The following is a 24,090-nucleotide window of genomic DNA, read 5'->3' on the forward strand; positions in this document are numbered from 1 at the left end:
TCCGTGAGGGGACCATGAGCAGCTCGAAGGGCGCGTACCTGGGCCTCGGCCTCCTTTACGCGGTCGTGCTCGCGTTGTCGGTGAGCGCGCTGTTCACCGGATACCAGCACTACGACCAGGTGGCCGAGGCCGCCCGGGGCGTCTTCGGCCTGATCGGCCTGGTCGCGGCGATCCGCGCCTCCCGCCAGGCGGGGCCGGCGTGGCGGGCGGTGGCGCTGAGTTTCCTGGTGCTGGTGGTGTCGCCCCTGTTCGCTCTCGCCGGCCGGACCATGGTGGACGACGTGACGCATGTGGCGTTCGTCGTCGCGCTGTTGCTGGCGTTGCAGCTGTTCCCGTTGCCGGCCACGACGCGCCGGGAACGGTGGAAGACGGCGCTGGACGCGTCGGTCGTGCTGGTCGGCGGCTGCATGCTCCTGTGGTACTTCTCGTTCGGTCTGTACATCTCGCAGCACGGCTTCTCGGGCAGCGTCATCGTGCCGGCCGCCGTCAATCCGATCGCCGACCTGGCCCTGCTGTTCAGCGTGGCCCGGGTGCTGCTGCGCGGCACGCACGGCTCGACGCCGCGGGCGCTGCGCATGCTGACGGCGGGCGCGCTGGTGCTGTTCGCGGGCGACGCGGTGCACGGCTATCTGCGCAGCCACGAGCTGGTCGACACGAACTCGCCGTGGCAGTTCATCTGCTGGCTGACCGCGGACGCGCTGCTGGCCGCGGCCGCGGTGGAGCAGTGCCGCGGCCTGAACGAGCGGCGCGAGTCCCGGCGCCGGTTCGTGGCGGCGCGCTTCATGCCCTTCGTGGCGATCGCGGTCGCCAACGGGCTGATGCTGACGGCCGCGGTGCGTTCCGGTTCGCTGTGGCCCTGGGGCGGCCTCGCCCTGGGCGGCACCGTCATCAGCGTCATCGTGCTGATCCGGCAGACGCTGGTGCAGCAGGAGAGCGACGAGCGCGCGGTCACCGACGGCCTGACCGGGCTGGCCAACCGCGTCCCGTTCCGCGCCACCTCGAACCGCGCCCTGGAGCGCGACGCCCGCACCGGCAAGCACAGCGCGGTCATGGTGATCGACCTGAACGGCTTCAAGGGCATCAACGACACGCTCGGCCACAAGTCCGGCGACCTGGTGCTGGTCGAGTTCGCCCGCGTCCTGCGCGACTGCGTGCCCGACTGGGGCCTGCCGTGCCGGCTGGGCGGCGACGAGTTCTCGGTCGTCCTGCCGGGCCTCGATTTCCCGGAGCAGGCGTACGACGTGGCCGGCCGCATCGCCTCGTCGCTGGCCCCGGTCGTCATCGACGGCAAGCTGATCCCGTTGCGGGCCAGCGTGGGCATCGCGGTGTCGGCGCCGGGCGAGCTCACCCACGACGTCATCGTGCACCGGGCCGACCTGGCGATGTACCGGGCCAAGGCACTCGGCCCGGAGACCCGCTGGGCGGTCTGGCAGGAGTCCTTCGAGCAGGACAGCGTCGCCGCCTAGATTCCGAGCACACGGCGGGCCTCGCGGACGACCGCCAGATCGACCATCCGGCCGCGCGCGTCCAGGCAGACGCCGCCGCCCGCGCTCTCGAACCGGTCGATCAGGTCGCGGGCGGCGGCCACCTCCTCGGCGGTCGGGGTGAAGACGGCGTTGACCACCGGCACCTGGGCCGGGTGGATGCAGGCCCGGCCGCGGAAACCCAGTCGCCTCAGCGCTTCGGTGGAGCGGCGCAGCCGGTCCAGGTCGCGGAAGTCGGTCGACACGGCCGCGGTGGGCGGCTCGATGCCGGCCGCGGCCGAGGCGAGCACGACCGCCGATCGTACGAACAAAAGCTCCCGCTCGTCCTCGCCCGGCGTGACTCCCAGCTCGGCCGCGAGGTCGGCCTCCCCGATCTGGAGCCGCACGACGCGCGGCGCGAGGGCCAGCTCGCGGGCCTCCAGGACGGCGGCCGGCGTCTCCAGCAACGGAATCAGCCCGGCCTCGCTTCCGGCCTCGTCGAGCACGGCCGCCACGGCGGTCACGTCCGGCACCGACGCCTTGGCCAGACAGAGTCCGTGTAGCCCGGGCGAGACCACCGCCCGAGCGTCCTCGAGGCCGTCCTGGCCCGGGTTGACGCGCACGATGACCGGCGCCCCGGCCGGCTGCTCGCGCACCCAGGCCGCGACCGTCCGCCGGGCATCGGCCTTCTCCGCCGGCGGTACGGCGTCCTCCAGGTCGACGATGACCGCGTCGGCACCCTTGGCCAGCGCCCCCGCGAGCATCGACGGCCGGTTGCCGGGAACATAGAGAGCGGACCTCATCCGATCGCCGCGGCCCCGGACAGCAGCGCCCGCGCGATGACGATCCGCTGGATGTCGTTGGTGCCCTCGCCGATCATCATGAGCGGCGCATCCCGGTAGAGGCGCTCCACCTCGAACTCCGTGGAATAGCCGTATCCGCCGTGCACCTGCATCGCGGCGAGCGAGCAGAAGACCGCCGCCTCGGCCGCGTACGCCTTGGCCATGCCGGCCTCCATGTCGACCCGGTGCCCGCCGTCGGCCCGCGACGCCGCCCACCGCACGAGCAGCCGCGCCGCCTGCACCCGCGATGCCATCTCGGCGATCTTCAGCTGGATCGCCTGGAAGTCGCCGATCGGCTTGCCGAACGCCTTGCGCTGCCCGGCATAGGCAAGAGCTTGTGAATACGCCTCCTGGGCGATCCCGAGCGCGCGGGCGGCCACGTTGACGCGCCCGATCTCGAGCCCGGACAACACCTGCTGCATGCCGCGGCCCTCGGCGCCGCCGAGCAGGTTGGCAGCCGGGACCCGGCAGTCCTCGAAGAGCACCTCGCACGACTCCGTGCCCTTGTAGCCGAGCTTGGGCAGGTCGCGCTCGACGGTGAAGCCGCGGGTGCCCGCGTCGACCAGCAGCACGGACATGCCCCGGTGGGCCGGTGTGGTCGCGGATGTCTTGCACAGCACCGGGAGCGGGTCGGCGTGCCGGGCGTTGGTGATCCAGGTCTTACGGCCGTTGAGCACGTACGCGTCGCCGTCGCGCACCGCCACGGTCGCGATGCCCTGCAGGTCGGTTCCGGCGTCCGGCTCGGTCAGCGCGATCCCGGTGCGGCGCTTCCCACCGGCCAGGTCGGGCAGATAGCGCTCCTTCTGTTCCTCGGTGCCGTGCCGTGCCAGCAGCCAGCACGACAGCGAGTGGCTGCCGAGGATGCCGGCCACGCCCATCCAGCCCCGGGCGATCTCCTCGAAGACCAGCGCGAAACTGATCATGTCGGCGCCGAGCCCGCCGTACTCCTCGGGCACGGTCAGCCCGAACAGCCCCATCTCGGCCATGGTGGCCACGATCTCGGCCGGATAGCGGCCGCTCGCCTCCCATTCGCGGGCCACCGGCCGGATCTCGCGGTCGACGAAGTCGCGCAGCACGTCGCGGAAGAGCCGCTGCTCCTCGCTGAGGTCAAAGTCCATCGGCGCTCCTGAAGACGGGTAGGTGGCGGCCGTCGGGCAGCGGCCGCCAGGCGAGGAGGACGGGCATGTCGCAGCGCGGCTCGGCGATGTCGTCCAGGTGGGTGAGCAGGATCGGCCCCTCGGTGAGCCGGACCCGGGCCAGCACGTACGGCTCGCCGGCCCGATGCACGACCGTGAAGCTGTCCACCACGCCCGTGCCCACAGCCTCCCGGAAGGACAGATCGGACGAACCGCAGGTGATGCACAAGGCACGGGGATAGTGCTGGACCGATCCGCAGCCGTCGCAGTGCTGGAGAAGCAAGCGGTGATCTCGGGTGGCCTCCCACCACTCGCTCACCGGTCCACCCCCAGGATCACCGTGGCATGACTGGAGAAGATGCCACCGGTGCCGTGCACGAGCGCCGTCTCGGCCGAGGTCTCCCGCAGTTGGCGGACGGCCTCGACCAGCAGCAGCACGCCGAACTGGCCGGGGTGGCAGTAGGCCAGCCCGCCGCCACCCGTGTTCATCGGCGTGGTGACCGACAGCCCCTCGCCGGGCGCCGCGAAGCCGAGCTGTTCCAGCCCGAGCGGCACCGAGATGGTGAAGGCGTCGTAGAGCTGGATGACGTCGATGTCGGCCGGGGTCAGGCCGGCCGCGCGCAACGCCGTCCGTCCCGACTCGACCGCGCCCGTCCGCAGCAGATCCTTCGCGGTGGCCATGCTGGTGTGGTCGAGCATCTCCCCGCAGCCGAGCACGACGGCCGGCGGCCGGGGCAGATCGCGGGCCCGCTCCAGGGAGGTGAGCACCACGGCCCCGCCGCCGTCGGTGACGAGACAGCAGTCCAGGACGCCGAGAGGGCTCGACACCAGCGGTGCGGCCAGCACCTCTTCCACCGTGAGTGGTCCGGCGCCGTAGGTCCAGGCCTTCGGGTTGCGCTGGGCGCGTTCCCTCGCGCTCACCGCCACTTGCGCCAGGTGACGTCGATCGAGGCCGTACGTGTGCAGGTAGCGCTGGGCCACCATCGCGTAGTACGACGCCGGATAGAGGGGCCGGTACGGCGATTCGTACTCGTCGCCGGCAGCGGTCAGCGTGCGGGACCGGGCCGAGCGCTGATTCGAGGCGTACGAGATGACCACTGTCGAGCACTGGCCGGCGTCGATCGCCTGGGCGGCCCGGGCCACGTACATCTCGAAGGCCGAACCACCCACGAACGTCGAGTCGCACCACCGGGGCCGCAGGCCGAGGTATTCGGCGAGCTGTATGACCGGGAACCGCCCGATGTTGTTGGTGGCCAGACCGTCCACGTCGGACAAAGTGAGCCCAGCGTCGGTCAGCGCGCGAATGACGGCCTGGCTTTGCAGGGTGAGCACGTCCAGCCCCGTCTTGCCGAGGTCACATTCGGCGGCACCGGCGATGGCGACGGTCATTCGTGCGGGAGGCGCAGCCGGGCCGACGCGGGCGCCACCGCCAGGCGGCCGTCCTCGACGACCTCGACGCGCAGGTCCACGTCGGCGACGCCGTCCTGCACCGAGCGCAGCTCGCCGCGGCAGCGGATCGTCTCCCCCGCGAAGACGAGGCTGCGGAAGCGGAACGACAGGTCGGTCAGGACGCTGTCCGGGCCGAGCCAGCCGCGCAGCGCGATGGCCAGATAGGCGCCGAAGACCTGTCCGTCCACCACCGGCCGGTCGAGGCCGCGGGCGGCCAGATAGGCCGGGTCGTAGTGCAGCCGGTGCCAGTCCCAGGTCGCGCCGGCGTAGGCCACCATGTCCGGAAGCTCGATCCGCCGGACCAGCGGCGCGAACTCAAGCTTCGACATAGATGAGCGCCTCCTCGTTGGTGGCCAGGAGACGCCCGTCCTGGTTCGTGTAGGTGGCGAGCGAGGTGACGATGAGCATCCGCTTGCCGGCGCCGTTCGTGCGCTCGGCGATGTCGTCCAGCCGCCAGCGGGCGGTGATGACGTCGTCCGGCCCGGCCGGGCTGTGGAAGCGGTACGTGTTGCCGCCGCGGACCAGGCGCGCGCCGGGCACGTCGAGGTCCCACCTGTGCCCGGCGAAGCCGTCGGCGTCGCGTGGCCGGTCGGCGTACTGATTCGTCTCGCACACCAGCGTGGGCGGGGCGACATCGCCGGCCAGGTGGGCCGGGTCGGAATCGCCGGTGGCCAGCGCGAAGTAGCGGATCGACGCCCGGCCGAGCGGCTCGGGCGCGGTGTAGACGGCCTCCTCGCCGACGCGGGCGGCCAGCGCGGGCGTCATCACGGCAGCACCGCCGTGGGCACGCTCTCCAGCAGGAAGGAGGGACGCAGCAGCGCCGAGCAGACCACGGAGACGACGGCGGCGTTCGGGAAGTGCTTCTCCCGCAACGCTTTCGTACGCGGGTAGGCCTCCACCGCCGCGGGCGTCACGTATTCGACGAGGCTGGTGACGTGCTCGCCGGAGGCGCCGGCCTCGGCCAGGACCGTCTCGATGCTCACGTAGATGTGCTCGGCCTGCGCCGGCAGGTTCCCGTCGTGCAGCGCCTCCTGGGTCACCGGGTCGAGCGCGCCGAACCCGGAGAGGAACACGTGCTTTCCGGCCTGCACGGCGGGCTTGTAGGTGAGCGTGTCGTAGCGGGCCCAGCCCGGATTGAGCACCCGCAGCGGCCCGCTGGCGGCGACCGCGTCCAGTGCGACCCGTGCGCCCGGCGCGACCGGCACGTCGACCAGGATGCCGGCCGCCGCGGGGTGCACCGAGCCCAGCACGTCACGGCGGGGCCGGCCGCATCGCGGATAGTCGGCCCGGGTCGCCGTGGCCGTGTAGTCGATCGTGCGGACCAGGGTCGCGTCGCCCGCCAGTTCCCGCAGCCTTGCGAGACACCAGCGGTACTGGTCGCGGAAATCGCCCTCGGTCGTGTGCACGCTCGGCAGGTAGACGATCCCGTCGCTCGGGTGGGCGGTCACGCCGAGGACGTACGGGGTGGTGGAGCCGACGACCGCCTCGATGGGCACCCGGGAGACGGGGACACGGTGACCGCGCAGGGCGAACGAGCGGGCCGCGTCGAGGTCGTTCTTCGTCGCCGCCGTCACGTATTCGGTCACGTGCACGACGTCGGTGACGCCGAGCCCGGCCGAGGCGAGCGCGCCGGCCAGGGCGGCATAGCCGGGAACGGGCGGAAGGTGGACGGTCACCACAGGCACCTTTCGGTCGCGTCGAGAATCTCGGCCGGAGTGGCCGCCGCGAAGACCGCGGCCGCGCCGGGCCCGAGGTTGGCTTGCGCCTTGGCCTCGAAGCCGGGCCCGGCCGTCGTGTCGACGTGGGAGACGTGCTGGCCGAACGCGACGATGCCGGGAGCGTCGGCCGCGACCGTGCCGAAGTCCTTCTCCACCACGTCGATGCGGGCGGCCAGGTCGAGCAGGTCGGCCCGGTCGAGCCGGTCGAAGCTGTCCAGGCCGAGGTGACCGTCGACGATCATCGCGGCCACACACCAGTAGACGCTGAACTTGGCCTCGTAGGCGCTGCGCGGCCGGCGCTTCGCCTCGCCGGCGACGATCGGGACGGCGTCGGGGTGCAGGGTGACGGTCAGCGCCCGGGGGCGGACTCCGGCGAACTGGCGGGCGGCGTCCACCGAGGGGTGCACGAGCTGGCAGGCCGGATAGGGCTTGATGGTGATGAGCGGGATCTCCCAGCCGTCGCCGGTGAGCACGTCCCGGTCGGGTGACCGGCCGGTGAGGGCCCGGAACAGCCCGTACTCGCCGTCCAGCGCACCGGCCGGGCCGGTGGCGCCGGCGGCGGCCAGGCGGGCGGCCAGGATGCCGTTCGCGACCGCGGTGCCGGGGTGGATCTGCTTGGTGCCGGCCGGGCTGTGCAGGAACTCGAGGAGGCCGCCGGCGCCGCTGGCGGCGATGCCGATCGCGTGGGTCAGGGTCGGGGCGTCCAGCCGGAGCAGCTTCCCGGCGGTGACGGCGGCCGCGACCGGGCCGACCATGGAGGTGGCGTGCAGGCCGCGGGCGTGGAAGCCGTGCGGCACGGCCGCGCCGAGCCGGCAGGCCGTCTCCAGGCCGGCCACGAGGGCGGTCAGATGGTCGCCGCCGGTCTGCTCCCCCAGGGCCAGGGCGACCGGCACGGTGACGGCGCTGGGATGAACCAGGCCGCCGGGGTGGGTGTCGTCGAAGTCGAGCGCGTGGATGGCGACGGCGTTGCCGAAGGCGGCGGCCACCGCCCCGAGACGCTCACCGCTGAACAGGCGCGCCTCGGGCGGCCCACCGAGCCCCGCGGCCACGGCCAGCGCGGGCCCGGCCGCACCCCGCCGAACCCCCGCCACGGCACAGCCGACCGCGTCGATCAGATGCCGCCGCGCCGCCCCGGCGACCTGACCCGGAATGTCACCCGGGGTGAGCTCAGCCGACCAGCGGCCGAGAATGACCGCTGCCGGCTCACCGGTACGCCCTCCGGCCCCTTCTCCGTCCGGCGAAACGGCCCGCTTCTTGCCCGGCGGGTCGATCCGCTTTCCTTCCGGTCTTCCTGGCCCGGCGGCGCTGGTCATTCCGGCCTCCCGAATGCGCCCGCGGCCCGCAGCTCCGACAGCCTTCCCTCGTCGTAACCGAGCAGTCCGGCGACGTGGGAGAGGTCCTCCCCGCGTCGTGGGGCGCGCCGGTATGAGACGGGCGCGTCGCCCACCCGTACCGGAGAAGCGACCTGCCGCACCGTGCCGTAGTGCGGATGCTCGGTCTCCACGACCATTTCCCGCGCGGCCGTGTGCGGGTCACGCAGGGCGGCCGCCACGTCGTTGACCGGACCGCAGGGCACGCCCGCCGGCTCCAACAGAGCGAGCCAGGAAGCCGACTCCCGCGTGGCGAAAGTCTTGTCCAGCACGGCGAGCAGCTCGGCCGCGTGCAGGCGCCGCGTGGCGAACGTCGCGAAGCGTTCGTCGTTCAGTGAAGGGACCCCCAGCACCTCGACGAGGCGCTGCCAGAACTTCTCCTTGGCGCAGCCGACCACGATCCAGCCGTCCGCCGTCGCAAAGACCTGGAACGGCACCAGCGACGGGTGCGCCGAATGACGCGTCCGGGCCGGGACGAAGCCGGCGTTCAGATGCCACGCCGCCGGATAGGTCAGCATCGCGATCGCCGTGTCGAACAGGCTCACATCGCAGTCCAGGCCCACGCCGTCGCGCCGCGCCCGGTGAATCCCCGCCAGCAGCGCCACGGCCGCCACCAGCCCACCCGAGAAGTCCACGAGCGACAGCCCGGACTTGGTCGGCGGCCCGCCCGGCTCGCCGGTGAGCTCCATCCACCCGGCCAGCCCTTGCAGGATGTAGTCGTACCCGGGCTGGGCGGCCCGCGGCCCGGTCATCCCGAACCCGGTGAGCGAGCAGCAGACGATGGCCGGGTTCAGGTGCTTCAACTGGTCGTACGTGATGCCCATCTTGACCGGCACGTCGCCGCGCAGATTCGAGTAGACCGCGTCCGAACCCCGTACGAGATCGCCGAAGACCTCCCGCCCGGCCGCGGTGCCCAGATCGAGCGAGAGCGACCGTTTGTTGCGGTTGAAGGTCTCGAAGAACAGCGAGTCCTCGCCGTGGTGGTACGGCGGCACGTAGCGGCCGACGTCGCCGCCCGTGGCCGGCTCCTCGATCTTGATGATCTCGGCGCCGAGGTCGGCCAGGTGCACCGAGCCGAACGGGCCGGCGCCGTACTGCTCGACCGCGATGACGCGGACGTCTTCCAGGGGTCTCATCGGTGGCTCCCCACGAGTTCCAGCAGCCTTTTCTGTGCGAGCCGCACCTCGTCGGCGGCCAGCCCGTACGACGGCGGCGAGAGCTTGATCGCGTCGGCGGCCTCCTCGTATGTGGCGATCCGGGCCGCGCACTGCCCGGGCGTACCGGCGATCGTGTAGACGTCGACCATCTCGTCGGGAACGAACTCGCCCAAGCTGTCCGCCGCCTGACCCGCCCGCAACGCCGCGTTGGCCGCCGACGTGACGGCGCCGAATCCGGCCGCCTGGAACATGGCCGCATAGGAGCGAACCGAGGCGTAGAAGCCGACCACGTTCGCCGCCCGCCGCCGCGCGGTGGCGGCGTCGGGGTCGATCGAGCAGCAGGCCGAGGCGACCACGTCGAAGCCGGGACGGCGTTTCACCACAGGCCGGGTAAGAAGCTCGTGACCCAGCCATCCGTCGGCCACCTCGGCCGCCAGCCGGGTCATGGCCGGCCCGACCGCGGCCAGATAGATCGGGATCCGCACCGGCGGACAGGGGCGGCGCCAGCCGCGGACGTTTATCGACCGCACCCCGTCGTGCGTGATCGGATCACCGCCGGCCAGCACCGCCCGCACGATCGCCACGGTGTCACGCATGCGGGCCACCGGCCGCTCGAACGCCACCCCGTGCCAGTCCTGGTTGAGCCGGGCCACCCCGGTGCCCAGACCCAGCCGGAACCGCCCGCCGGACAGCTCGCCGAGGTCGGCCGCGGTCAGCGCGGTGAGCATCGCGCTGCGGGCGAACGCGAGCGCCACCCCGGTGCCCACACCCACCTTCGACGTGCCGGAGGCGAGGGCGGCCGCCGTGACCGGCGCGCTGCGGTGCAGCTCGGGGGCCCAGACGACGCCGGCTCCGGCGTCCTCGGCGGCCCGGGCGGCGTCGACCAGCTCGGCCATCGTCGCGCCCCAGGGCTGCACGTCGAGGCGCATCAGGCCGGTCCGTGCCCGCGCTTGTAGACCAGCACCGTCCGCTTCCAGGTGATGACGTCGGCGCCGTCCTGGTTGAAGCCGGTGGTCGCGCAGGAGACGATCCCCGCGTACGGCCGGGACTCGGACTCGCGCATCGACAGGACCGTGGAGCGGGCGTAGATGGTGTCGCCCACGAACACCGGGTTCGGCATGCGGATCTCGTCCCAGCCGAGGTTGGCGAACGCGTGCTGGCTGATGTCCACCACGGACAGACCGGTCACGATGGCCACCGTCAGGGTGGAGTTGACGAGCAGTTTCCCGTACGGCGTCTTGGCCGCGTAATCGACGTTGAAGTGGGACTGGTTCGTGTTCATGGTGAGCAACGTGAACCAGGTGTTGTCGGTCTCGGAGATCGTGCGGCCGAGGGGATGCCGGTACGTGTCACCGACCGTGAAGTCTTCGTAGAAGCGGCCGACCATGGGGCGACGCTAGTTCCGCCGAATCTCCCGGGTCAAGACCCTTGTTTCTCACAGCGGACCGGTGTTTCCATTTCGCGCATGCTCGAGTTGTTCCTCTACCTGCACATCGTCCTCATGGTCTTCTGGCTCGGCGGCGACCTCGGCGTCTTCTATTCGAGCCGCTTCGTCATCGATCCGTCGCTCACCCCGGCCGCCCGGCTGACCGCTCTGAAGATCATGAGCGGGCTGGATCTGGGCCCGAAGATCTGCCTGATCCTCTTCCTGCCCAGCGGCCTGACCCTGATCGCGCTCGACTCCCACGGCGCGAGCCTGCCCGGCTGGCTGCCCGTGCCGGCCTGGATCGGCGCGGCCGCCTGGGTGTGGCTGATGTACACCGACCACCACGAGCCGGGCAAGCACCCGCTCGTGCGGCGCCTCGACTGGCTCGTCCGGATCGCGGTCATCGCGGGCATGGCCGGCGCCGGCCTCTACACGCTGGTCGCGAGCCGGCCGTTCGGGGTCGACACCAACCCCCGCTGGCTCGGGGCCAAGGTTCTGCTGTACGCCCTGGCCATCGCGGCCGGGCTGGGCATCCGCCGGACGCTGCGGCCGTTCGGGGCGGCGTTCGGCACGGTGATGGGCGGGGCGGCCGGCACCGCGACGGAGACGGTGCTCCGCCGCAGCGTCAACGGCTGCCTGCCGTACGTCTGGACCATCTGGATCAGCGTCCTGGCCGCCGGCCTGCTCGGGGTCGCCAAACCCCTGGCCAACCTCTAATTCGGGCGTACGTATCCGAGCTGCCCCGAGATGCGCGCCGCGGACGCGCCCAGGTCGGCGATCAGGGCATCGCTCGCCTCCGGCTTGAAGCGCATCGCCGGACCGGCCACGCTGATCACGGCCACCGGGTGCCCGTCGTGATCGAAGATCGGGTACGCGATCGACGCCGCGCCGGCCTGACGCTCGCCCAGCGACGTCGTGTAGCCCTTCTTGGCCGCCGCGTTCAGGTCTTTGCGCAGCTTCGCCACGTCGGTGATGGTCTTGTCGGTGACCCGCTCCAGGCCGTGCCGGCTCAGGTAGTTCTCCCGGTCGGCGCTCGGCACGAAGGCCAGGAACGCCTTGGAGGACGCGCCCGCGTGCAGCGGGAACGGAATGCCCAGGGTCACCTCGAGGCGCAGCTCCTGATCGGGCACGACCTGGTCGACGTAGAGCCGGGTGTCGCCGCGGCGCAGCGACAGGGTGGCGGTCTCCTTGTACTTGTCCGACAGATATTTCAGCTCGGGCGCGGCCATCGCCCGCACGTCGGTGCGGGCCAGGTAGGCCCGCCCCAGCGCCACCGCGGCGTGCCCGAGCGCGTAGCGCCGGGTGGACGGATCCAGAGTGATCAACTCGCGGCTGCGCAGGGCGGTCAGGATGCGGTGGACCGCGGCCTTGGTCAGGCCGAGCGCGCCCGCGATCTCGGTGACACCCAGGTCCGGTGCGTCGACGCGGCCGAAGTAGAGCAGGACGTCCATCGCCCGCTCGACCGCCGCGACCGAACGCGACTGACTCTCTTCCTCCACCGTCGGCGCTGACGAGGCTACGGGACCTGGCACGGCTGTTACTCCTAAGTAACGAAATAGGAACGAGCTCCGCCGAGCCTAGCCTGCCCGTTTCCCGATGCGAAATGTCGTTGACAGCGCTCCGAGCGGCTCGTTACCGTCAGCGTAACGGCGTTTCTTTATGCGAAACGGGGGTAGCGTGCCGGTCGACAGCGACACCTTCCGCACCGTTCTCGGCCAATGGCCGAGCGGCGTGTGCGTGGTGACCACGACCGGCCCGCGCGGCGCGCACGGCATGACCGCCAGCTCATTCTCCTCCGTCAGCCTCGATCCCCCACTCGTCTCGGTCTGCCTCGGCAACCATCTGCCCAGCCGGGGTCTGCTCGACGCCGCCGGCCGGTTCGCGCTGAGCTTCCTCGGCAAGGACCAGGCGCACATCGGCCGCCGCTTCGCCGGGCAGCACCCCGAGATCACCGACCGCTTCGCCGGCCTCGACTGGCAGCTCACCGAGGGCGGCATCCCGGTGCTGGCCGACGCGATCGCCTGGCTCGACTGCCGCGTCGCCCACGCCTATCCCGGCGGCGACCACACCATCTTCGTGGGCGAGGTGACCGACGCCGCCATGCCCCGGGTCACCGCTCCGCTTCTCTTCCACTCGCGCACCTGGGGCCAGGTCGCCGACCCGCTTCCGTCGTCCCTCCACCTGGCGGTGGAGGTTCCGCCGGGCGATCCTCTCGCGGCCGTTCTGCGTCAGGCCGGTTCCCGCGTACGCCATGACGGGTCCCACGCCGAGTTCACGGTCGACGGCACGGGCGTACTGCCTCCACCGGCCTGGTTCTCGGCCGCGCGCGAGACCGGGTCCGCGGTGGTCGGCTACGTCGCCGACGCCTTCGACCCGGCCCGCGAAGCGGCCGTCCTCAGCGTGCTCGACGCGCTCACCGCGCTCGGCTGCGACGAGGTCGGCCTCACCGAGTCCCCCGTCAAGCCGGCCTCGCCGCTGCAGGTGCGCCGGGTCCTGCAGGACGCGATCGTCCGGGTCCGGCCGGCCGTCCTGCGGGTGCGCCTGGCCGGCGGGCACAGCCTGGCCCTGGTCAACGCGCTCGTCGCGATGAAGAGCGGCGTCGCCCACTTCGACACGGTCGCGCCCGGCGCCGCCGCCGGACTGCCGATGGACGACCTGCTCCACCTGTCCCGCCAACTCGAGGTGCCCGGCCCTCGTTTTTCGTTCGAGGAGTGACCATCCATGGCCGACCGACTCACCGGGGAACGCCTCGTCGACGACATGACCGTCGACGAGAAGGCGCGCGCCGCGCTCGTCGAGCAGGTACTGCCCGCGCTGCGGGCCGGCGCCGAGCGGGCCGACCGCGACGGCGCCTTCCCGATCGGGCACATCGGCGTGCTGCGCGAGGCGGGCCTGCTCGGCCTGATCGTCCCCGAGGAGTACGGCGGTCTCGGTGGCACCCTGCGCGACCTGGCCGCGGCCACGTATGCGATGGGCACGGCGTGTCCGTCGACCGCGCTGGCGTTCTTCTTCCACAACACCTCCGCGTCGCGCGGCCTGCTGCCCCTGGAGGCCGTCTCGTCCGGCCTGTTCGCCGATGACGAGGTGCCGGAGGTCCGGGCTTTCGCCGAGAAGGTGCTACGGCTGATGTCCGGCGGCACGTGGCTGGCCAACTTCGCGAGCGAGTCGGTGAAGAGCAGCAGCGCCAACATCGCCATCGCCACGACGGCGTCCCCGGTCGGCAACGGCTGGGAGCTCACCGGCGAGAAGTCGTTCGGCTGCGCCACCGGCATCGCCGACTACTACCTGGTCACGGCCCGCCTCGACGGCACCCGGAACGCGGACGGCCTCGCCATGTTCCTGGTCCCCCGCGAGGCGCCCGGCGTGTCCGAGCGGCCGGCGTGGGACGGCCTGGGCATGCGGGGCAGCGCCAACCACGGCATCCGGCTCGACCGCGTCTTCGTCCCGGCGGCCGACGCGCTGACGGTTCCCGGGGCCTTCGTGAAGATGCTGCAGTGCAGCCGGGGCAGTTTCGTGGGCAACCAGCTGGCCATCACGGCGGTCTACACGGGCTGCGCGCAGGCGGTCTACGACGACACCCTGGCCCGGCTGACGCGAAAGACCTTCGCCGACACCGGCAAGTCCATCGCCGAGTCACCCATGCACCAGGTCATCATCGGCGACATGACCGAAAAGCTGGAAACGGCGTACCTCTGGCTGCGCCGCCAATTGCTGATCGAGACGGTCGAGCCGCCGCTGCTGACCAAGTCCGAGGTGTACGCACAGTGGCGCATCGCCAAGGGCTCGATCTGCCAGGCCGCGTTCGACGTGGCGGTGGGCGCCTTCAAGGCCTCCGGCACCTCCGGCGCGACCATGCACGGCCTGGTCGGGCGCGCCCTGCGCGACCTGTCCATGGGCCTGGTCATGACCTTCCCCCCGGAACGCGGCCGCCTGGAGGCCGCCTCGGTCGTCACCACCACCAAGGCCAACGAGCTCTTCGCCAGCGTGAGCGCTCCCCGATGAGAGACCTCGTCGCCGGCGCGTGGGCCGAGTGCGTCACGCCCGTCGGCATCGAGCTGGAGAACCCGGCAACCGGGCTCGGCATCGGGCCGGCGCTCGGGTCGTCGCCGGCCCGGGTGTCGGCCGCGCTGGACGCGGCGGCCGCCTTGGACGCGTGGCTCGTCCCGCCGGAGATCCTCGAAGCCGTCGCCGCCTCGGTGGCGGCGGCCACCGAAGAGATCGTCGCCCTCGAGACCGCCGCGACCGGCGTTCCGATCCGGCAGACCCGGCCGCTCGGGATGATCCTGTCGGGCGCGTTCGCGCTCGCGGCCGGGCAGATCCGCGGCGGGATCCGCCGGCAGACCGTGACCCGCGACGACGGCCGGGAAGTGCTCGTCGAGCGGCTTCCGTGGGGTCCCGCGGCCTGTCTCGTGCCGTGGAACGCGCCCGCACCGATGGCCGCGCACAAGGTGGCCAACGCCCTCGCCGCCGGCTGCCCGACGATCCTCAAGCCCAGCGAATACGCGCCCTTCGGCACCGAACGGCTCGCCGCCGCCGTCCACCGGGCCCTGCGCGAAGCGGACGCCCCGCCCGGGCTGTTCCAGCTCGTGCACGGCGGCGCCGAAGTCGGTCAGCGGCTCGTCGGCGACCCGCGCGTCCGGGCCGTCTCCTTCACCGGCGGCCTGGCCGGCGGCCGCTCCGTCGCCGCGGCCTGCGCCCACGACCTCAAGCCCGTGCAGCTCGAGCTCGGCGGCAACAACCCGCTGATCGTCATGCCGGACGCCCCGCTGGAGACCGCCGCCCGGGCCGCGGCCGACCTGTTGACCACCCTGAACGGCCAGTGGTGCCGAGCTTTGGGCCGCCTTCTCGTCCCGGCCGGCCGGCACGACGAGATCGTCGCGGCCGTGCTGGAACGGTTGAGCGCGCTGCGCGGTGGCGACCCGGCCTCCGAGGACACCGATTTCGGCCCGCTCATCCACTCCACCCACCGGGCGGCGGTCGTCGCGGCCCGCGACGCTCTGGGCGGGACGGTCCACGAGGCGGCGGTCTCCGGCCCGGGAAACACCCTTGCTCCCGCGCTCGTCACCGGCGCCGATCCGGCCCGCACCACGCACGAGATCTTCGGCCCGGTCGCGGCCGTCCACCCGTACACCGACCTCGACGAGGCGGTCGAGTTGGCCAACGCCACCCGATACGGCCTCGAAGGCTACGTGGTCGGCGCGGATGAGGAGAAGGCCCTCGCGGTGGCCCGGGGCCTGCGCGCCGGCGAGGTCAAGGTGAACGGCTCCTCCATCATGAGCCTGCACCTGTTCACCCCGCGCCCGGCCTGGGGCCTGTCCGGCTTCTCCGAGGAGGGCACGGCCGAGACCCTGCGCTTCTTCACGAACGCCCGCGTCACCGGCGTCGAGGGCGGTTTCGCCCTGCACGGCCGCCCATGACCGCCGCGGCCCTGCGGGCGTTGCTGGCCGCCGACCGGGTCACCCACGCCCCGGGCGTCCACGACCCGCTGACGGCCGCCCTCCTGGTCCGAGCGGGCCACCGAGCCGCGCACCTCTCGGGCGCCGCCGTCTCCGCCTTGACGCTGGGCCGCCCCGACCTGGGCTTCATGCACGGCACCCACATCGCCGCCGTCGCCGCAACAATCGTCCCCGCGCTCGGCGACATTCCGGTGCTGGCCGACGCCGACACCGGCTATGGCAACCCCCTGCACGCGGTCTGGACGGCCCTCGCCTACGCGCGGGCCGGGATCTCCGGGCTGCATGTCGAGGATCAGGTGCAGCCGAAGCGGTGCGGCCATCTCGCGGGCAAGGAACTCGTCCCGGCCGAGCTGGCGGCGGCCAAAATCCGGGCGGTGGCCAAGGAAGTGCCCTCGATCGCGCTTGTCGCCCGGACCGACGCGTACGGCGTGACGGGCCTGGAAGAGACGATCGCGCGCTGTGCCGCCTACGCGGATGCGGGAGCGGACGCGGTATTCCCCGAGGGCGTGGTCCGCGGGGACGATCTGCTGCGGTTGCGTGACGCGCTCCCCGGCGTACCCCTGATAGTCAATCGCTCCGAAGCCGGGAAGGCGATCGCCCTGAGCGACTCCGATCTGACTGAACTGGGTGTACGGCTGGTTCTGCACCCTGTGTCGGCGTTGCTGGCCGGGCTGCACGCGGCCGCGGCCGCCTATCGGGCCATCGCCTCGGACGGCGGCGCGGATCCCGTGCAACGGCTGCCGTGGGCCGAGTTCACCGCGCTCACCGGGCAGGACGAGGCGCTCGCCCTCGATTCTCTCTACGCACCTGGGAGGCCGTCGTGAACCGCATTCTGGTGGCGGGCGCCGGGCCGGTGGGCCTGACCGCCGCGCTCGCCCTGGCCCGGCGCGGATTCGGGGTGACCGTGCTGGAAGCGGGTGAGACGCTGGCCGCCGAGTCGCGGGCGTCGACGTTCCACCCGCCGACGCTGGAGATGCTCGACGACCTCGAGGTGGCCGGCGAGCTTCTCGACCGCGGTCTGGTGTCGCGGACGTTCGCCTATCGGGACCGTCGAGCCGGTCTGGTGGCGCGACTCGACCTCTCGGTGCTCGCCGGCGACACCCGCTTCCCCTACCGCCTGCAATGCGAGCAGTCCAAGCTGACGCCGATCCTGATGAACCATCTCCTGCGGCATCAGCGATGCGACGTGCTGTTCGGCTGGCCCGTGGCGTCGGCGGCGCAGACGCCGGGCCGGGTGGCGGCGATCGCGGCCGATGGGCGGGCCCTGGAGGCGGATTGGCTGATCGGGGCCGACGGCGCCCATTCGGCGGTCCGGCGCGCGACCGGGGTGTCGTTCGAGGGCATGACCTATCCGGAGCGGTTCCTGGTCGCCTCGGTCGACGAGGAGCTCACCGAGTGGATGGACGGGCTGTCGCTCGTCAACTACGTCTACGACCCGGTCGAGTGGTGCGTGCTGCTGCGCACGCCCGACCATTGGCGGGTCCTGCTGCCGACGCCGGCCGACACGCCGGACGAGGCCGAGGTCGCCCGGCTCGGCGGAAGGCTGCTGGGTGTGCACGACCCCGGGCGGCCGTGGCGGGTGGCCCACACCAGCATGTACCGGGTGCATCAGCGCGTGGCGTCGGCCTTCCGGTCCGGGCGGGTGCTGCTCGCCGGCGACGCGGCCCACGTGAACAATCCGCTCGGCGGGCTGGGCATGAACTCGGGCATCCACGACGCGGTCGCCTACGCGGCGGCGCTGGCCCGCGGATCCGACGACGCCATCACGGCCGCCGCGTCCCAGCGGCGCAAGGTCGCCCTCGAATACGTGCAGAGCGTCTCCCATCAGAACTACGAGCGCCTCCGCACATCCGATCCCCTGGTCCGGGCCACGCACCTGGCCGGATTGCGGGCCACGGCGGCCGATCCGGTGAAGGCGCGGGCCGCCCTGCTGCGCAGCTCGATGATCGCCTCGGTGCGGGAGGCCGCGTGATCTACCGGGAGAACCCCGCCCGTACGTCGGAGATCGTCGGTCATGTCATCGTGACGCCGCCCTCCACTGTGGATGCGGTAGTGCGGCAGGCCCACACGTCGTACCTGCGATGGTCCGCCGTTCCGCTCTTCGAGCGTCTGCTGGCGCTGTCGGACGGTGCGGCCTCGGTCGAAGCGTCGATCGACGACCTGGCGGTGCTGCTGGCCCGGGAGACGGGCAAGCCGCTGGCCGACTGCCGCGGTGAGATCGGCTTCGCGGTCCGCTTCCTCAGGTGGGTGGTTGCGGCGGCGCCTTCCGCGTACGCCGATGACGCCACCGACGACGAGGCGGGCCGCCTGGTCCGCGTCCGCAAGCCGTACGGGGTCGTCGCCGCGATCACGCCGTGGAACGCCCCGATCATCCTGGCCATGCTCAAGATCGGCCCGGCCCTGGCCGCCGGCAACGCGGTGGTGGTGAAGCCGTCGCCGCTGGCGCCGCTGACCATCTCGCGGGTCGCGGCGCTGATCGGCGGGCCGCTCACCGTCGTGCACGGCGGGGCCGAGACGGGGGCCGCGCTGGTCGGTCATCCGCTGGTGCGCAAGGTGGCGTTCACCGGCGGCGCGGCCGGCGGGCGAGCGGTGGCGGCCCTGGCCGGTGACCGGCTGACGCCGTCCGTGCTCGAACTGGGCGGCAACGATCCGGCGGTCCTGCTCGACGACGCGCCGTTCGACGACGCGGCCATGGAGCGCCTGGTCATGGCCACGTTCGCCACGAGCGGTCAGGTCTGCATGGCGGCCAAACGGCTCTATGTGCCCTCGTCGCGCCTGGATTCCTTCGTCGAGGCGTACGTCTCGGCCGCCTCCCGGGTTTTGATCACCGGCGACCCCCTGGCGCCCGGCGTGACGATGGGGCCGGTCATCTCGGCCGGCGCCCGAGCTTCGTCCGACCGCCTCCGCGCCGGGGACGTTCGCGATCTCGGGCGCTTCGAGGCCGATCCGGCCGCGGGCTACTTCGTCCGCCCGGCGCTGGTGGTTTCGCCCTCACCCGACTCCGCTCTGGTCACCTCGGAACAGTTCGGCCCGGTCGTGCCGGTCCTCGGATACTCCTCGGAGGACGCCGTGCTGGCCGCGGCCAACAACGGCGACCTCGGCCTCGGCGCCTCGGTCTGGAGCGCCGACGAGGACCGCGCGTTCGCCTTCGCCCGGCGCTTCGAGGCCGGCTTCGCCTTCGTCAACACCCACAACCGCACCGGGATGAGCCTGCGCGCCCCGTTCGGCGGCGTGAAACGGTCGGGCTGGGGCCGCGAGTACGGGGCCGAGGGCCTGGCCGAGTACGCGCAGACCTGCGTCATCCACGCGCCGGCCGCCTACCGGCCGGGCGCGCCCGCTCCGGCCGGCGGGGCCACGGCGTATCCGGCGGGCTGAAAAGCGAGTTCCTAACGGATGTCAAGCCGCCTCGTGGTGGTTAGTGTGGTTTGTGGATGGGCCGGCTGCCGGAGCGCTTTGCGACTCCTTTTTGCGCCGGCCTGTCTGCTTCTGGTGGTGGGCAGTGCGTTGAGATCGGTTTTTGGCGCGGTCGGCGTCGGTGACCTGGTAGCGGGTGACGCAGATGGCGCGACCTTCGGCCTCGGCTAGCGGTTGACCGTCGACGTCTTGGAGCTGGTATGGGGTGCGAGTGCGCCAGCAGGCGGCCAGGCGGGTGACCAGCACGGCGGCCAGGGTGCAGAGTGCCGAGTTGTGGTGTTTACCGGCCTGGATCAGTCGTTGGTAGCGGGCGGCGAGGGTGGGGTCGATCTTGCGGGCCCGGTCGGCGGCGTTGAACAGGGCTTCGCGTAGGGCGGGGTCGCCGGCTTTGGTGGGTGGGCCGTGGCGGCTGCTGGTGCCGGATTCGTCGAGTTTGGGGATCAGGCCGGTGAAGGCGCGGATACCGGCCAGGGTGCTGAACCGGTCGGGGTCACCGAGCCCGGCGAGGATGACCGCGGCGGAGGTGACGCCCAGGCCGGGGACAGTGGTGAGTATGGCGGTGGGGTCGGCGTCGTCGTAGAGGACGCTGATGCGGTCGTCGAGGGCGTCGATCTCGGTGTTCAGCTGTAATGCGAGGCGGGCTTCGCCGGCCAGGTCTTGGGCGAGTTCGGTGAAGTCCAGGCCGCCTGCCTCCCACAGTTTCAGCGTTAGTTCGGCGGCGTGCCAGACGACTTCGGCATGCGTTTCTCGCCAGGCGCCGCGGCTGGTGCGGATCAGCAGGGCACTCAGCCGTTTACGGCCCAGCCGTTTGATCGCGTGTGGGTCACCGCCGGTGTGTTCGAGCACGGTCAGGGCGGTCTTGGCGTATTCGCCGCTGCCGAGGGCGTCGGCCCATTGCGGGCCGAGCAGTTCGAGCAGGGCGTCGATGCGGGCGTAGGTGGCGGTGCGTCGTTTGACCAGCGACCTTCGGCGGCGGGTGGCCCGCCGCAGCGGGTCGGCCGGGCCAAGCTCGCCGTCGCCGAGTGTCCGTAGTCCTTCGGGGTGCAGCAGCGGCAGCCGGGCCAGCACCCGTGAATCGAGCCGGTCGTTCTTGGTGTGTTTATGGTAGTAGTCGCGCAGGTCAGCCGACTGTTCCGGAGGGACCAGCACCACCCGGGCCCCACGCGAGCGTAGCCAGGCCGCTAACAGCACCCAGGCGTTGCGGGTGGGTTCCAGGACGACCAGGACTTCCTCGGCGTCGGGCAGGCTCGCCCACAGCTTGTCCAGATCATCGATCGTGCTGCGGAACCGCCGCCCGGCGAAAAGAAAGTTGCCGGTCTCGTCAGTGCAGCTCACCTGGTGCGCTGCCTTGCACGCCACGTCGATACCTAACCGCAGCCGCACATTGCCTCCCGATGGTGGTGTCCGTCAGCCGCCGGGTCTTCGTCACGACTCACCGCGCACGCTCCGCAGGGGATGTGCCATCCAGACATTCAGAGCAGCGGTCCATCGAACCTGTACATCGCGGCCGCGGGTTCCTGAACAGGGATCACGTGCGCCGGGCGGCCCTACCAGCCGAACGATCAAAAAACAGGAGTCACCGCGAACGGCGCTGCCAGTCGTATACCGAGCCGTACCAGAAGGACCCGACCCGACGCACCCTACGAAGCCCTCTGCCGATCTCAAGGACCCACACCGAAACTAAATGTCGTACCCCAGGCCTACGGTGAACGCATGGACTGGAAAATCGAGCTCGTCCCCGTGCCGGTGACCGATGTCGACCGGGCCAAGGAATTCTACGTGCGCGTCGGCTTCAACGCCGACCATGACCAGCGGGTCAGCGAGGGCCTGCGCTTCGTCCAGCTGACCCCGCCGGGCTCGGCCTGCTCGATCTGCCTGGGCGAGGGCATCACCGACAAGACCCCCGGCTCCCAGGAGATCCAGGTCGTCGTCGCCGACGCCGACGCCGCCCACAAACAGCTGGTGGAGGCCGGCGTCGAGTGCACCGAGGTCGACCCCCAGCCGTGGGGCCGGTTCGTCCACTTCAAAGACCCCGACGGCAACAGCTGGGCCCTGCAGGAGCTGCCACCGCGCTGATCAGCCCGGCGGCCGCAGGTAACCATTGGCCGCGAGGAAGCCGGCGTGCCGTTCGTAGTGCGCCGGCTCCTTCGGGGTCAGTGTGCCCAGGCCGTCCACGTATCGGTTGAACATGCTGAACGCCGCCGCGATCAACACCGTGTCGTGCACCATCCGATCGTCGGCCCCGGCCGCCCGGGCCCGCTCGACGTCGTCACCGCTGACTTCCCGCCCGCTGATCCGGACTTTGCCGGCCAGCGCCAGCAGCGCCGCCATGAGCTCGGTCTGCTCGTCGGCACCACCGGGCCCGGCCAGGTGGCGGGCCACGGCGCCGTGGGTCTCGGCGCAGAAGGTGCATTCGTTGCCGCGTGAGACATGGGCGGCGATGTTCTCCCGCTGGGCCGGGGTCAGCGGGGACGGGCCCCGCAGCAGGGTCTCGGCCAGAGAGTTCAGCGCGCCGGCGGTGTCGGGGTAGCCGGCCAGCAGGCCGGCCATGCCCGGCAGCTGCGGCAGGTCGATGTGGGGCATGCGGTGACCCTCATTCCTCGATGAGATATCCGGAGCCGGACGCGAAGACAGCGGTCACGTCGGCGGCGGTGATGCCGTGGCCGGTGAAGCGTTCCACAGCGGCCAGGCCCTTCTCCGTGCGGTAGCCCCGTTCGGAGAAGTCGATTCCGGTCAGGGCCTCGGTCACCGCGGGCGGGGTCTGTTCGCCGCCGAACGGCTCGAACGAGGCGAGCACGGTTCCGTGCTCGGCGAACGACAGGCGGGTCATGGCGTTGACGTTCCAGAACATGCTCGCGGCCCGGCCGTTGGCCGAGGCGGCGCTCAGGACGCCGGGGTGCGACCCGAAGTAACCGTTCTCCTCGACCAGGATGACGGCGCCGCCGGCGTCGAACGGGATGACCCACGGATCGATGGACTGGCGCAGGGAGAGGTCACGCTGGATGGCGTCGATCGGGAGGGGCCGGCTCGGATCGGCGCCGAAGGCGCGCAACGCCTCCTCGACGGTCGAACCGGTCACCACGGTGATCGTGGCCGCCACGCTCAGGCGGCTGCGGCGCACCCAGCGGTAGGCGTGCTCGGGGCGGGCCGCCCGTTCCGGCACGGCCTCGCCGCGCAGCTGATATCCGAGCCGGTCGGTGCGCTTGTGCACGATCTCCGGGGCTCGCGAGGCGGCCCAGACCACGAGCTTGTACCGCTCGAACTCGCTGTCGCCGCTGTCCCGGTCGACGGCGTGCACCCGCACCCGGTAGTCGCCGGGCCAGGGCGGCGTCTGACCCCGCAGACGCCCGGCGACCGTGCCGTCCGGCGAGACGATCGAGGCCTGCCCCTCGGCGGCGTGCCAGCTGAGCTCGACGACGTCCTCCCAGCCGTCCTCCACTTCGGCCGGCGCCTCCGCCGCCACGACCAGCTCGACCCGCAGGTGCCCTTCGGCGACGCCGGTCCGCACGGCCACGCCACCCTCCACGGCAACGGCCAGCCCGTTGCCCGAGAAGTCCCCGACGGCGGGAAGGGAGCCCTCGACCAGGCCGAAGCGGTGGCCGGCCACCGTCACCGATCCGCTCGTGTGGCGGGGCAGAAGGTATTCGGCGCGGACCTTCTCCAGCAGCGCCGCCGCGTACGCCCCGGGCATCGGAATCTCCCGCAGCAGCGGAACCGCCGCACCCAGCCCGAGCCCGACGACGGCCGCGGCCCTCGACACGAGCATCGGCGGGTCGGCCTGGTGAACGACGGCCCCCGCCACCGCGACCGCCAGCGCGACATGCCCGGCCCCGTGCCGCGTGGCGATGGCGGCCTCGTCACGCGCCTCGGGACCGGTCTCCAACAACGGCGTGATGGCCGGGTGGCTTCTGAGCGCCCGCACCAGGTCGGTCACGCGGGCGCTCAGGCCGGGGCGCAGGCGTTCCAGCAGGGTGGCGGCGGTGACCGCCTCGCTGTCGTGGCCGCCGGACGCCACGAAGGCGAAGCGGTAGTCCGAGGGCTTCGGCAGGCCGGTCAGCACGCCCGGGGCGCCGGTCCAGTCGTAGCGGGTGATCTGCCGTTCGAGGGCGCCCAGCAGGCGCTCCGGCGGGAGCGGGCCGAGGGGGCGCAGCACGCCCACGATCTCGGGCTCACCGTGGTGCGGCGGGTAGGGCGGCCGCTGGCTCTCCTCAGTGGGCGCGCCCAGCCGGCCCAGTAGCAAGGCGGTCACCGCGGGGATCCGCTCGGCCAGCGCCGGCATGGTGCGGGCGATGAAGGGGGCCAGGCCTGATACGTCGGTCATCGATGACTGACGTTATCGGACTTCCGCCTCGGTGTAGTCGACGACCGCCCGGTCGGTCAGCAGGGGGCGGATCCACGCGCCGAACTCGTGGTGGAGCGGGTGCGCCTGGTACGCCTTGAGGTCGGCGGTGTCGAGGTGGGTCGTGCGGAGCAGCAAATGCCAGGAAACGCCGGTTTCCAGCTCGTTCAGGAAGCACGACAGCGTGCGAATGTCGGGTACGGCATCGGCGAGTTCTTCCAAACGCAACTTTGCCTTGGCAGCATCGCCGGCATCCGCGAACTTCATCATCACGACGTGCACCAGCACTTGTGCCTCCCCAACCTCTTTTCCTGCCCGGC

Annotated in this window: 25 protein-coding genes; 9 read left to right on the top strand and 16 right to left on the bottom strand. The window is 71.9% G+C overall.

Going from position 1 to position 24,090, the window contains the following annotated elements:
• Positions 1-14 precede the first annotated feature (14 nt).
• Complete coding sequence (locus CRP55_RS42090) at positions 15-1,466, top strand: GGDEF domain-containing protein (protein WP_097327594.1); 1,452 nt, start codon at positions 15-17, stop codon at positions 1,464-1,466.
• Here CRP55_RS42090 and CRP55_RS42095 read toward each other — a convergent pair.
• The 11 genes from CRP55_RS42095 to CRP55_RS42145 are packed head-to-tail and all read right to left on the bottom strand — an operon-like array spanning position 1,463 to position 10,522.
• On the bottom strand, positions 1,463-2,266 hold the full coding sequence (locus CRP55_RS42095) for an HpcH/HpaI aldolase/citrate lyase family protein (RefSeq protein WP_097327595.1): 804 nt from the start codon (positions 2,264-2,266) through the stop codon (positions 1,463-1,465). The two genes, CRP55_RS42090 and CRP55_RS42095, sit on opposite strands and share 4 nt — an antisense overlap.
• The gene (locus CRP55_RS42100; RefSeq protein ID WP_097327596.1) at positions 2,263-3,423 is read right to left on the bottom strand and encodes an acyl-CoA dehydrogenase family protein; all 1,161 of its coding nucleotides are present in this window, start codon (positions 3,421-3,423) and stop codon (positions 2,263-2,265) included. Before CRP55_RS42100 ends, CRP55_RS42095 begins: the two co-directional genes overlap by 4 nt.
• Positions 3,413-3,760: a Zn-ribbon domain-containing OB-fold protein gene (locus CRP55_RS42105; RefSeq protein ID WP_097327597.1), complete on the bottom strand. Its 348-nt coding sequence runs from the start codon at positions 3,758-3,760 to the stop codon at positions 3,413-3,415. Before CRP55_RS42105 ends, CRP55_RS42100 begins: the two co-directional genes overlap by 11 nt.
• Positions 3,757-4,830, bottom strand: a complete 1,074-nt coding sequence (locus CRP55_RS42110) for a thiolase C-terminal domain-containing protein (protein ID WP_097327598.1) — start codon at positions 4,828-4,830, stop codon at positions 3,757-3,759. Before CRP55_RS42110 ends, CRP55_RS42105 begins: the two co-directional genes overlap by 4 nt.
• Positions 4,827-5,219, bottom strand: a complete 393-nt coding sequence (locus tag CRP55_RS42115) for a MaoC/PaaZ C-terminal domain-containing protein (RefSeq protein ID WP_097327599.1) — start codon at positions 5,217-5,219, stop codon at positions 4,827-4,829. The genes CRP55_RS42110 and CRP55_RS42115 overlap by 4 nt, the downstream gene beginning before the upstream one ends.
• Positions 5,206-5,655, bottom strand: coding sequence for an FAS1-like dehydratase domain-containing protein (locus CRP55_RS42120; RefSeq protein ID WP_097327600.1), 450 nt, complete (start codon positions 5,653-5,655; stop codon positions 5,206-5,208). The genes CRP55_RS42115 and CRP55_RS42120 overlap by 14 nt, the downstream gene beginning before the upstream one ends.
• A complete protein-coding gene (locus CRP55_RS42125) occupies positions 5,655-6,566 on the bottom strand; it encodes a RidA family protein (RefSeq protein WP_097327652.1) in 912 nt (303 codons plus the stop codon). Before CRP55_RS42125 ends, CRP55_RS42120 begins: the two co-directional genes overlap by 1 nt.
• The gene (locus CRP55_RS42130; protein ID WP_097327601.1) at positions 6,563-7,921 is read right to left on the bottom strand and encodes an MmgE/PrpD family protein; all 1,359 of its coding nucleotides are present in this window, start codon (positions 7,919-7,921) and stop codon (positions 6,563-6,565) included. Before CRP55_RS42130 ends, CRP55_RS42125 begins: the two co-directional genes overlap by 4 nt.
• Positions 7,918-9,114, bottom strand: coding sequence for a CaiB/BaiF CoA transferase family protein (locus CRP55_RS42135; protein WP_097327602.1), 1,197 nt, complete (start codon positions 9,112-9,114; stop codon positions 7,918-7,920). Before CRP55_RS42135 ends, CRP55_RS42130 begins: the two co-directional genes overlap by 4 nt.
• The gene (locus tag CRP55_RS42140) at positions 9,111-10,064 is read right to left on the bottom strand and encodes an LLM class flavin-dependent oxidoreductase (protein WP_097327603.1); all 954 of its coding nucleotides are present in this window, start codon (positions 10,062-10,064) and stop codon (positions 9,111-9,113) included. The genes CRP55_RS42135 and CRP55_RS42140 overlap by 4 nt, the downstream gene beginning before the upstream one ends.
• Positions 10,064-10,522, bottom strand: a complete 459-nt coding sequence (locus CRP55_RS42145; RefSeq protein ID WP_097327604.1) for a MaoC family dehydratase — start codon at positions 10,520-10,522, stop codon at positions 10,064-10,066. The genes CRP55_RS42140 and CRP55_RS42145 overlap by 1 nt, the downstream gene beginning before the upstream one ends.
• Positions 10,523-10,600: 78 nt before the next feature.
• Here CRP55_RS42145 and CRP55_RS42150 point away from each other — a divergent pair, with 78 nt between their 5' ends.
• A complete protein-coding gene (locus CRP55_RS42150) occupies positions 10,601-11,278 on the top strand; it encodes a hypothetical protein (RefSeq protein WP_097327605.1) in 678 nt (225 codons plus the stop codon).
• Here CRP55_RS42150 and CRP55_RS42155 read toward each other — a convergent pair.
• Entirely contained in the window at positions 11,275-12,060 is a 786-nt protein-coding gene (locus tag CRP55_RS42155; protein WP_245923713.1) for an IclR family transcriptional regulator, read from the bottom strand. The genes CRP55_RS42150 and CRP55_RS42155 overlap by 4 nt on opposite strands.
• 178 nt (positions 12,061-12,238) lie before the next feature.
• On the opposite strand from CRP55_RS42155, the gene CRP55_RS42160 reads away from it, so the two are divergent.
• Genes CRP55_RS42160 through CRP55_RS42185 form a run of 6 tightly spaced genes read left to right on the top strand, consistent with a single transcriptional unit; the run spans position 12,239 to position 19,392 of the window.
• On the top strand, positions 12,239-13,276 hold the full coding sequence (locus tag CRP55_RS42160) for a flavin reductase (protein WP_179855573.1): 1,038 nt from the start codon (positions 12,239-12,241) through the stop codon (positions 13,274-13,276).
• A gap of 6 nt (positions 13,277-13,282) precedes the next feature.
• Positions 13,283-14,563: an acyl-CoA dehydrogenase family protein gene (locus CRP55_RS42165; RefSeq protein WP_097327608.1), complete on the top strand. Its 1,281-nt coding sequence runs from the start codon at positions 13,283-13,285 to the stop codon at positions 14,561-14,563.
• The gene (locus CRP55_RS42170) at positions 14,560-15,978 is read left to right on the top strand and encodes an aldehyde dehydrogenase family protein (protein ID WP_097327609.1); all 1,419 of its coding nucleotides are present in this window, start codon (positions 14,560-14,562) and stop codon (positions 15,976-15,978) included. Before CRP55_RS42165 ends, CRP55_RS42170 begins: the two co-directional genes overlap by 4 nt.
• Positions 15,975-16,841: an isocitrate lyase/PEP mutase family protein gene (locus tag CRP55_RS42175; RefSeq protein ID WP_097327610.1), complete on the top strand. Its 867-nt coding sequence runs from the start codon at positions 15,975-15,977 to the stop codon at positions 16,839-16,841. The genes CRP55_RS42170 and CRP55_RS42175 overlap by 4 nt, the downstream gene beginning before the upstream one ends.
• Entirely contained in the window at positions 16,838-17,989 is a 1,152-nt protein-coding gene (locus tag CRP55_RS42180) for an FAD-dependent oxidoreductase (protein WP_097327611.1), read from the top strand. Before CRP55_RS42175 ends, CRP55_RS42180 begins: the two co-directional genes overlap by 4 nt.
• Positions 17,986-19,392 carry an aldehyde dehydrogenase family protein gene (locus CRP55_RS42185; RefSeq protein WP_097327612.1) on the top strand — a complete coding sequence of 469 codons (1,407 nt, stop codon included), beginning with the start codon at positions 17,986-17,988 and terminating at the stop codon, positions 19,390-19,392. The genes CRP55_RS42180 and CRP55_RS42185 overlap by 4 nt, the downstream gene beginning before the upstream one ends.
• A gap of 21 nt (positions 19,393-19,413) precedes the next feature.
• Here CRP55_RS42185 and CRP55_RS42190 read toward each other — a convergent pair whose 3' ends face one another.
• Positions 19,414-20,814 (bottom strand): IS110 family RNA-guided transposase, encoded by a 1,401-nt coding sequence (locus CRP55_RS42190; protein ID WP_097327613.1) that lies wholly within the window; start codon positions 20,812-20,814, stop codon positions 19,414-19,416.
• A 330-nt stretch (positions 20,815-21,144) separates the two neighbouring features.
• On the opposite strand from CRP55_RS42190, the gene CRP55_RS42195 reads away from it, so the two are divergent.
• Complete coding sequence (locus CRP55_RS42195) at positions 21,145-21,507, top strand: glyoxalase superfamily protein (protein ID WP_097327614.1); 363 nt, start codon at positions 21,145-21,147, stop codon at positions 21,505-21,507.
• Here the strand turns inward: CRP55_RS42195 and CRP55_RS42200 are convergent, their stop codons facing one another.
• Genes CRP55_RS42200 through CRP55_RS42210 form a run of 3 tightly spaced genes read right to left on the bottom strand, consistent with a single transcriptional unit; the run spans position 21,508 to position 24,058 of the window.
• Positions 21,508-22,014, bottom strand: coding sequence for a carboxymuconolactone decarboxylase family protein (locus tag CRP55_RS42200; RefSeq protein ID WP_097327615.1), 507 nt, complete (start codon positions 22,012-22,014; stop codon positions 21,508-21,510).
• Positions 22,015-22,024: 10 nt separating this feature from the next.
• Complete coding sequence (locus CRP55_RS42205) at positions 22,025-23,752, bottom strand: DUF6461 domain-containing protein (protein ID WP_097327616.1); 1,728 nt, start codon at positions 23,750-23,752, stop codon at positions 22,025-22,027.
• A gap of 12 nt (positions 23,753-23,764) precedes the next feature.
• A complete protein-coding gene (locus CRP55_RS42210) occupies positions 23,765-24,058 on the bottom strand; it encodes a Dabb family protein (protein ID WP_097327617.1) in 294 nt (97 codons plus the stop codon).
• Between the last annotated feature and the right edge of the window lie 32 nt (positions 24,059-24,090).

This window comes from Paractinoplanes atraurantiacus, from assembly GCF_900215205.1.
GTDB classification, from domain to species: Bacteria; Actinomycetota; Actinomycetes; order Mycobacteriales; family Micromonosporaceae; genus Actinoplanes; species Actinoplanes atraurantiacus.

Excerpts from the sequence above, each read along its gene's own strand:
- CRP55_RS42170 (WP_097327609.1), top strand. The coding sequence starts at position 14,560 with ATGAGAGACCTCGTCGCCGGCGCGTGGGCCGAGTGCGTCACGCCCGTC.
- CRP55_RS42120 (WP_097327600.1), bottom strand. The coding sequence starts at position 5,655 with ATGACGCCCGCGCTGGCCGCCCGCGTCGGCGAGGAGGCCGTCTACACC.
- CRP55_RS42175 (WP_097327610.1), top strand. The coding sequence starts at position 15,975 with ATGACCGCCGCGGCCCTGCGGGCGTTGCTGGCCGCCGACCGGGTCACC.
- CRP55_RS42110 (WP_097327598.1), bottom strand. The coding sequence starts at position 4,830 with ATGACCGTCGCCATCGCCGGTGCCGCCGAATGTGACCTCGGCAAGACG.
- CRP55_RS42130 (WP_097327601.1), bottom strand. The coding sequence starts at position 7,921 with ATGACCAGCGCCGCCGGGCCAGGAAGACCGGAAGGAAAGCGGATCGAC.
- CRP55_RS42140 (WP_097327603.1), bottom strand. The coding sequence starts at position 10,064 with ATGCGCCTCGACGTGCAGCCCTGGGGCGCGACGATGGCCGAGCTGGTC.
- CRP55_RS42145 (WP_097327604.1), bottom strand. The coding sequence starts at position 10,522 with ATGGTCGGCCGCTTCTACGAAGACTTCACGGTCGGTGACACGTACCGG.
- CRP55_RS42100 (WP_097327596.1), bottom strand. The coding sequence starts at position 3,423 with ATGGACTTTGACCTCAGCGAGGAGCAGCGGCTCTTCCGCGACGTGCTG.
- CRP55_RS42205 (WP_097327616.1), bottom strand. The coding sequence starts at position 23,752 with ATGACCGACGTATCAGGCCTGGCCCCCTTCATCGCCCGCACCATGCCG.
- CRP55_RS42195 (WP_097327614.1), top strand. The coding sequence starts at position 21,145 with ATGGACTGGAAAATCGAGCTCGTCCCCGTGCCGGTGACCGATGTCGAC.
- CRP55_RS42090 (WP_097327594.1), top strand. The coding sequence starts at position 15 with ATGAGCAGCTCGAAGGGCGCGTACCTGGGCCTCGGCCTCCTTTACGCG.
- CRP55_RS42095 (WP_097327595.1), bottom strand. The coding sequence starts at position 2,266 with ATGAGGTCCGCTCTCTATGTTCCCGGCAACCGGCCGTCGATGCTCGCG.
- CRP55_RS42150 (WP_097327605.1), top strand. The coding sequence starts at position 10,601 with ATGCTCGAGTTGTTCCTCTACCTGCACATCGTCCTCATGGTCTTCTGG.
- CRP55_RS42135 (WP_097327602.1), bottom strand. The coding sequence starts at position 9,114 with ATGAGACCCCTGGAAGACGTCCGCGTCATCGCGGTCGAGCAGTACGGC.
- CRP55_RS42165 (WP_097327608.1), top strand. The coding sequence starts at position 13,283 with ATGGCCGACCGACTCACCGGGGAACGCCTCGTCGACGACATGACCGTC.
- CRP55_RS42115 (WP_097327599.1), bottom strand. The coding sequence starts at position 5,219 with ATGTCGAAGCTTGAGTTCGCGCCGCTGGTCCGGCGGATCGAGCTTCCG.
- CRP55_RS42200 (WP_097327615.1), bottom strand. The coding sequence starts at position 22,014 with ATGCCCCACATCGACCTGCCGCAGCTGCCGGGCATGGCCGGCCTGCTG.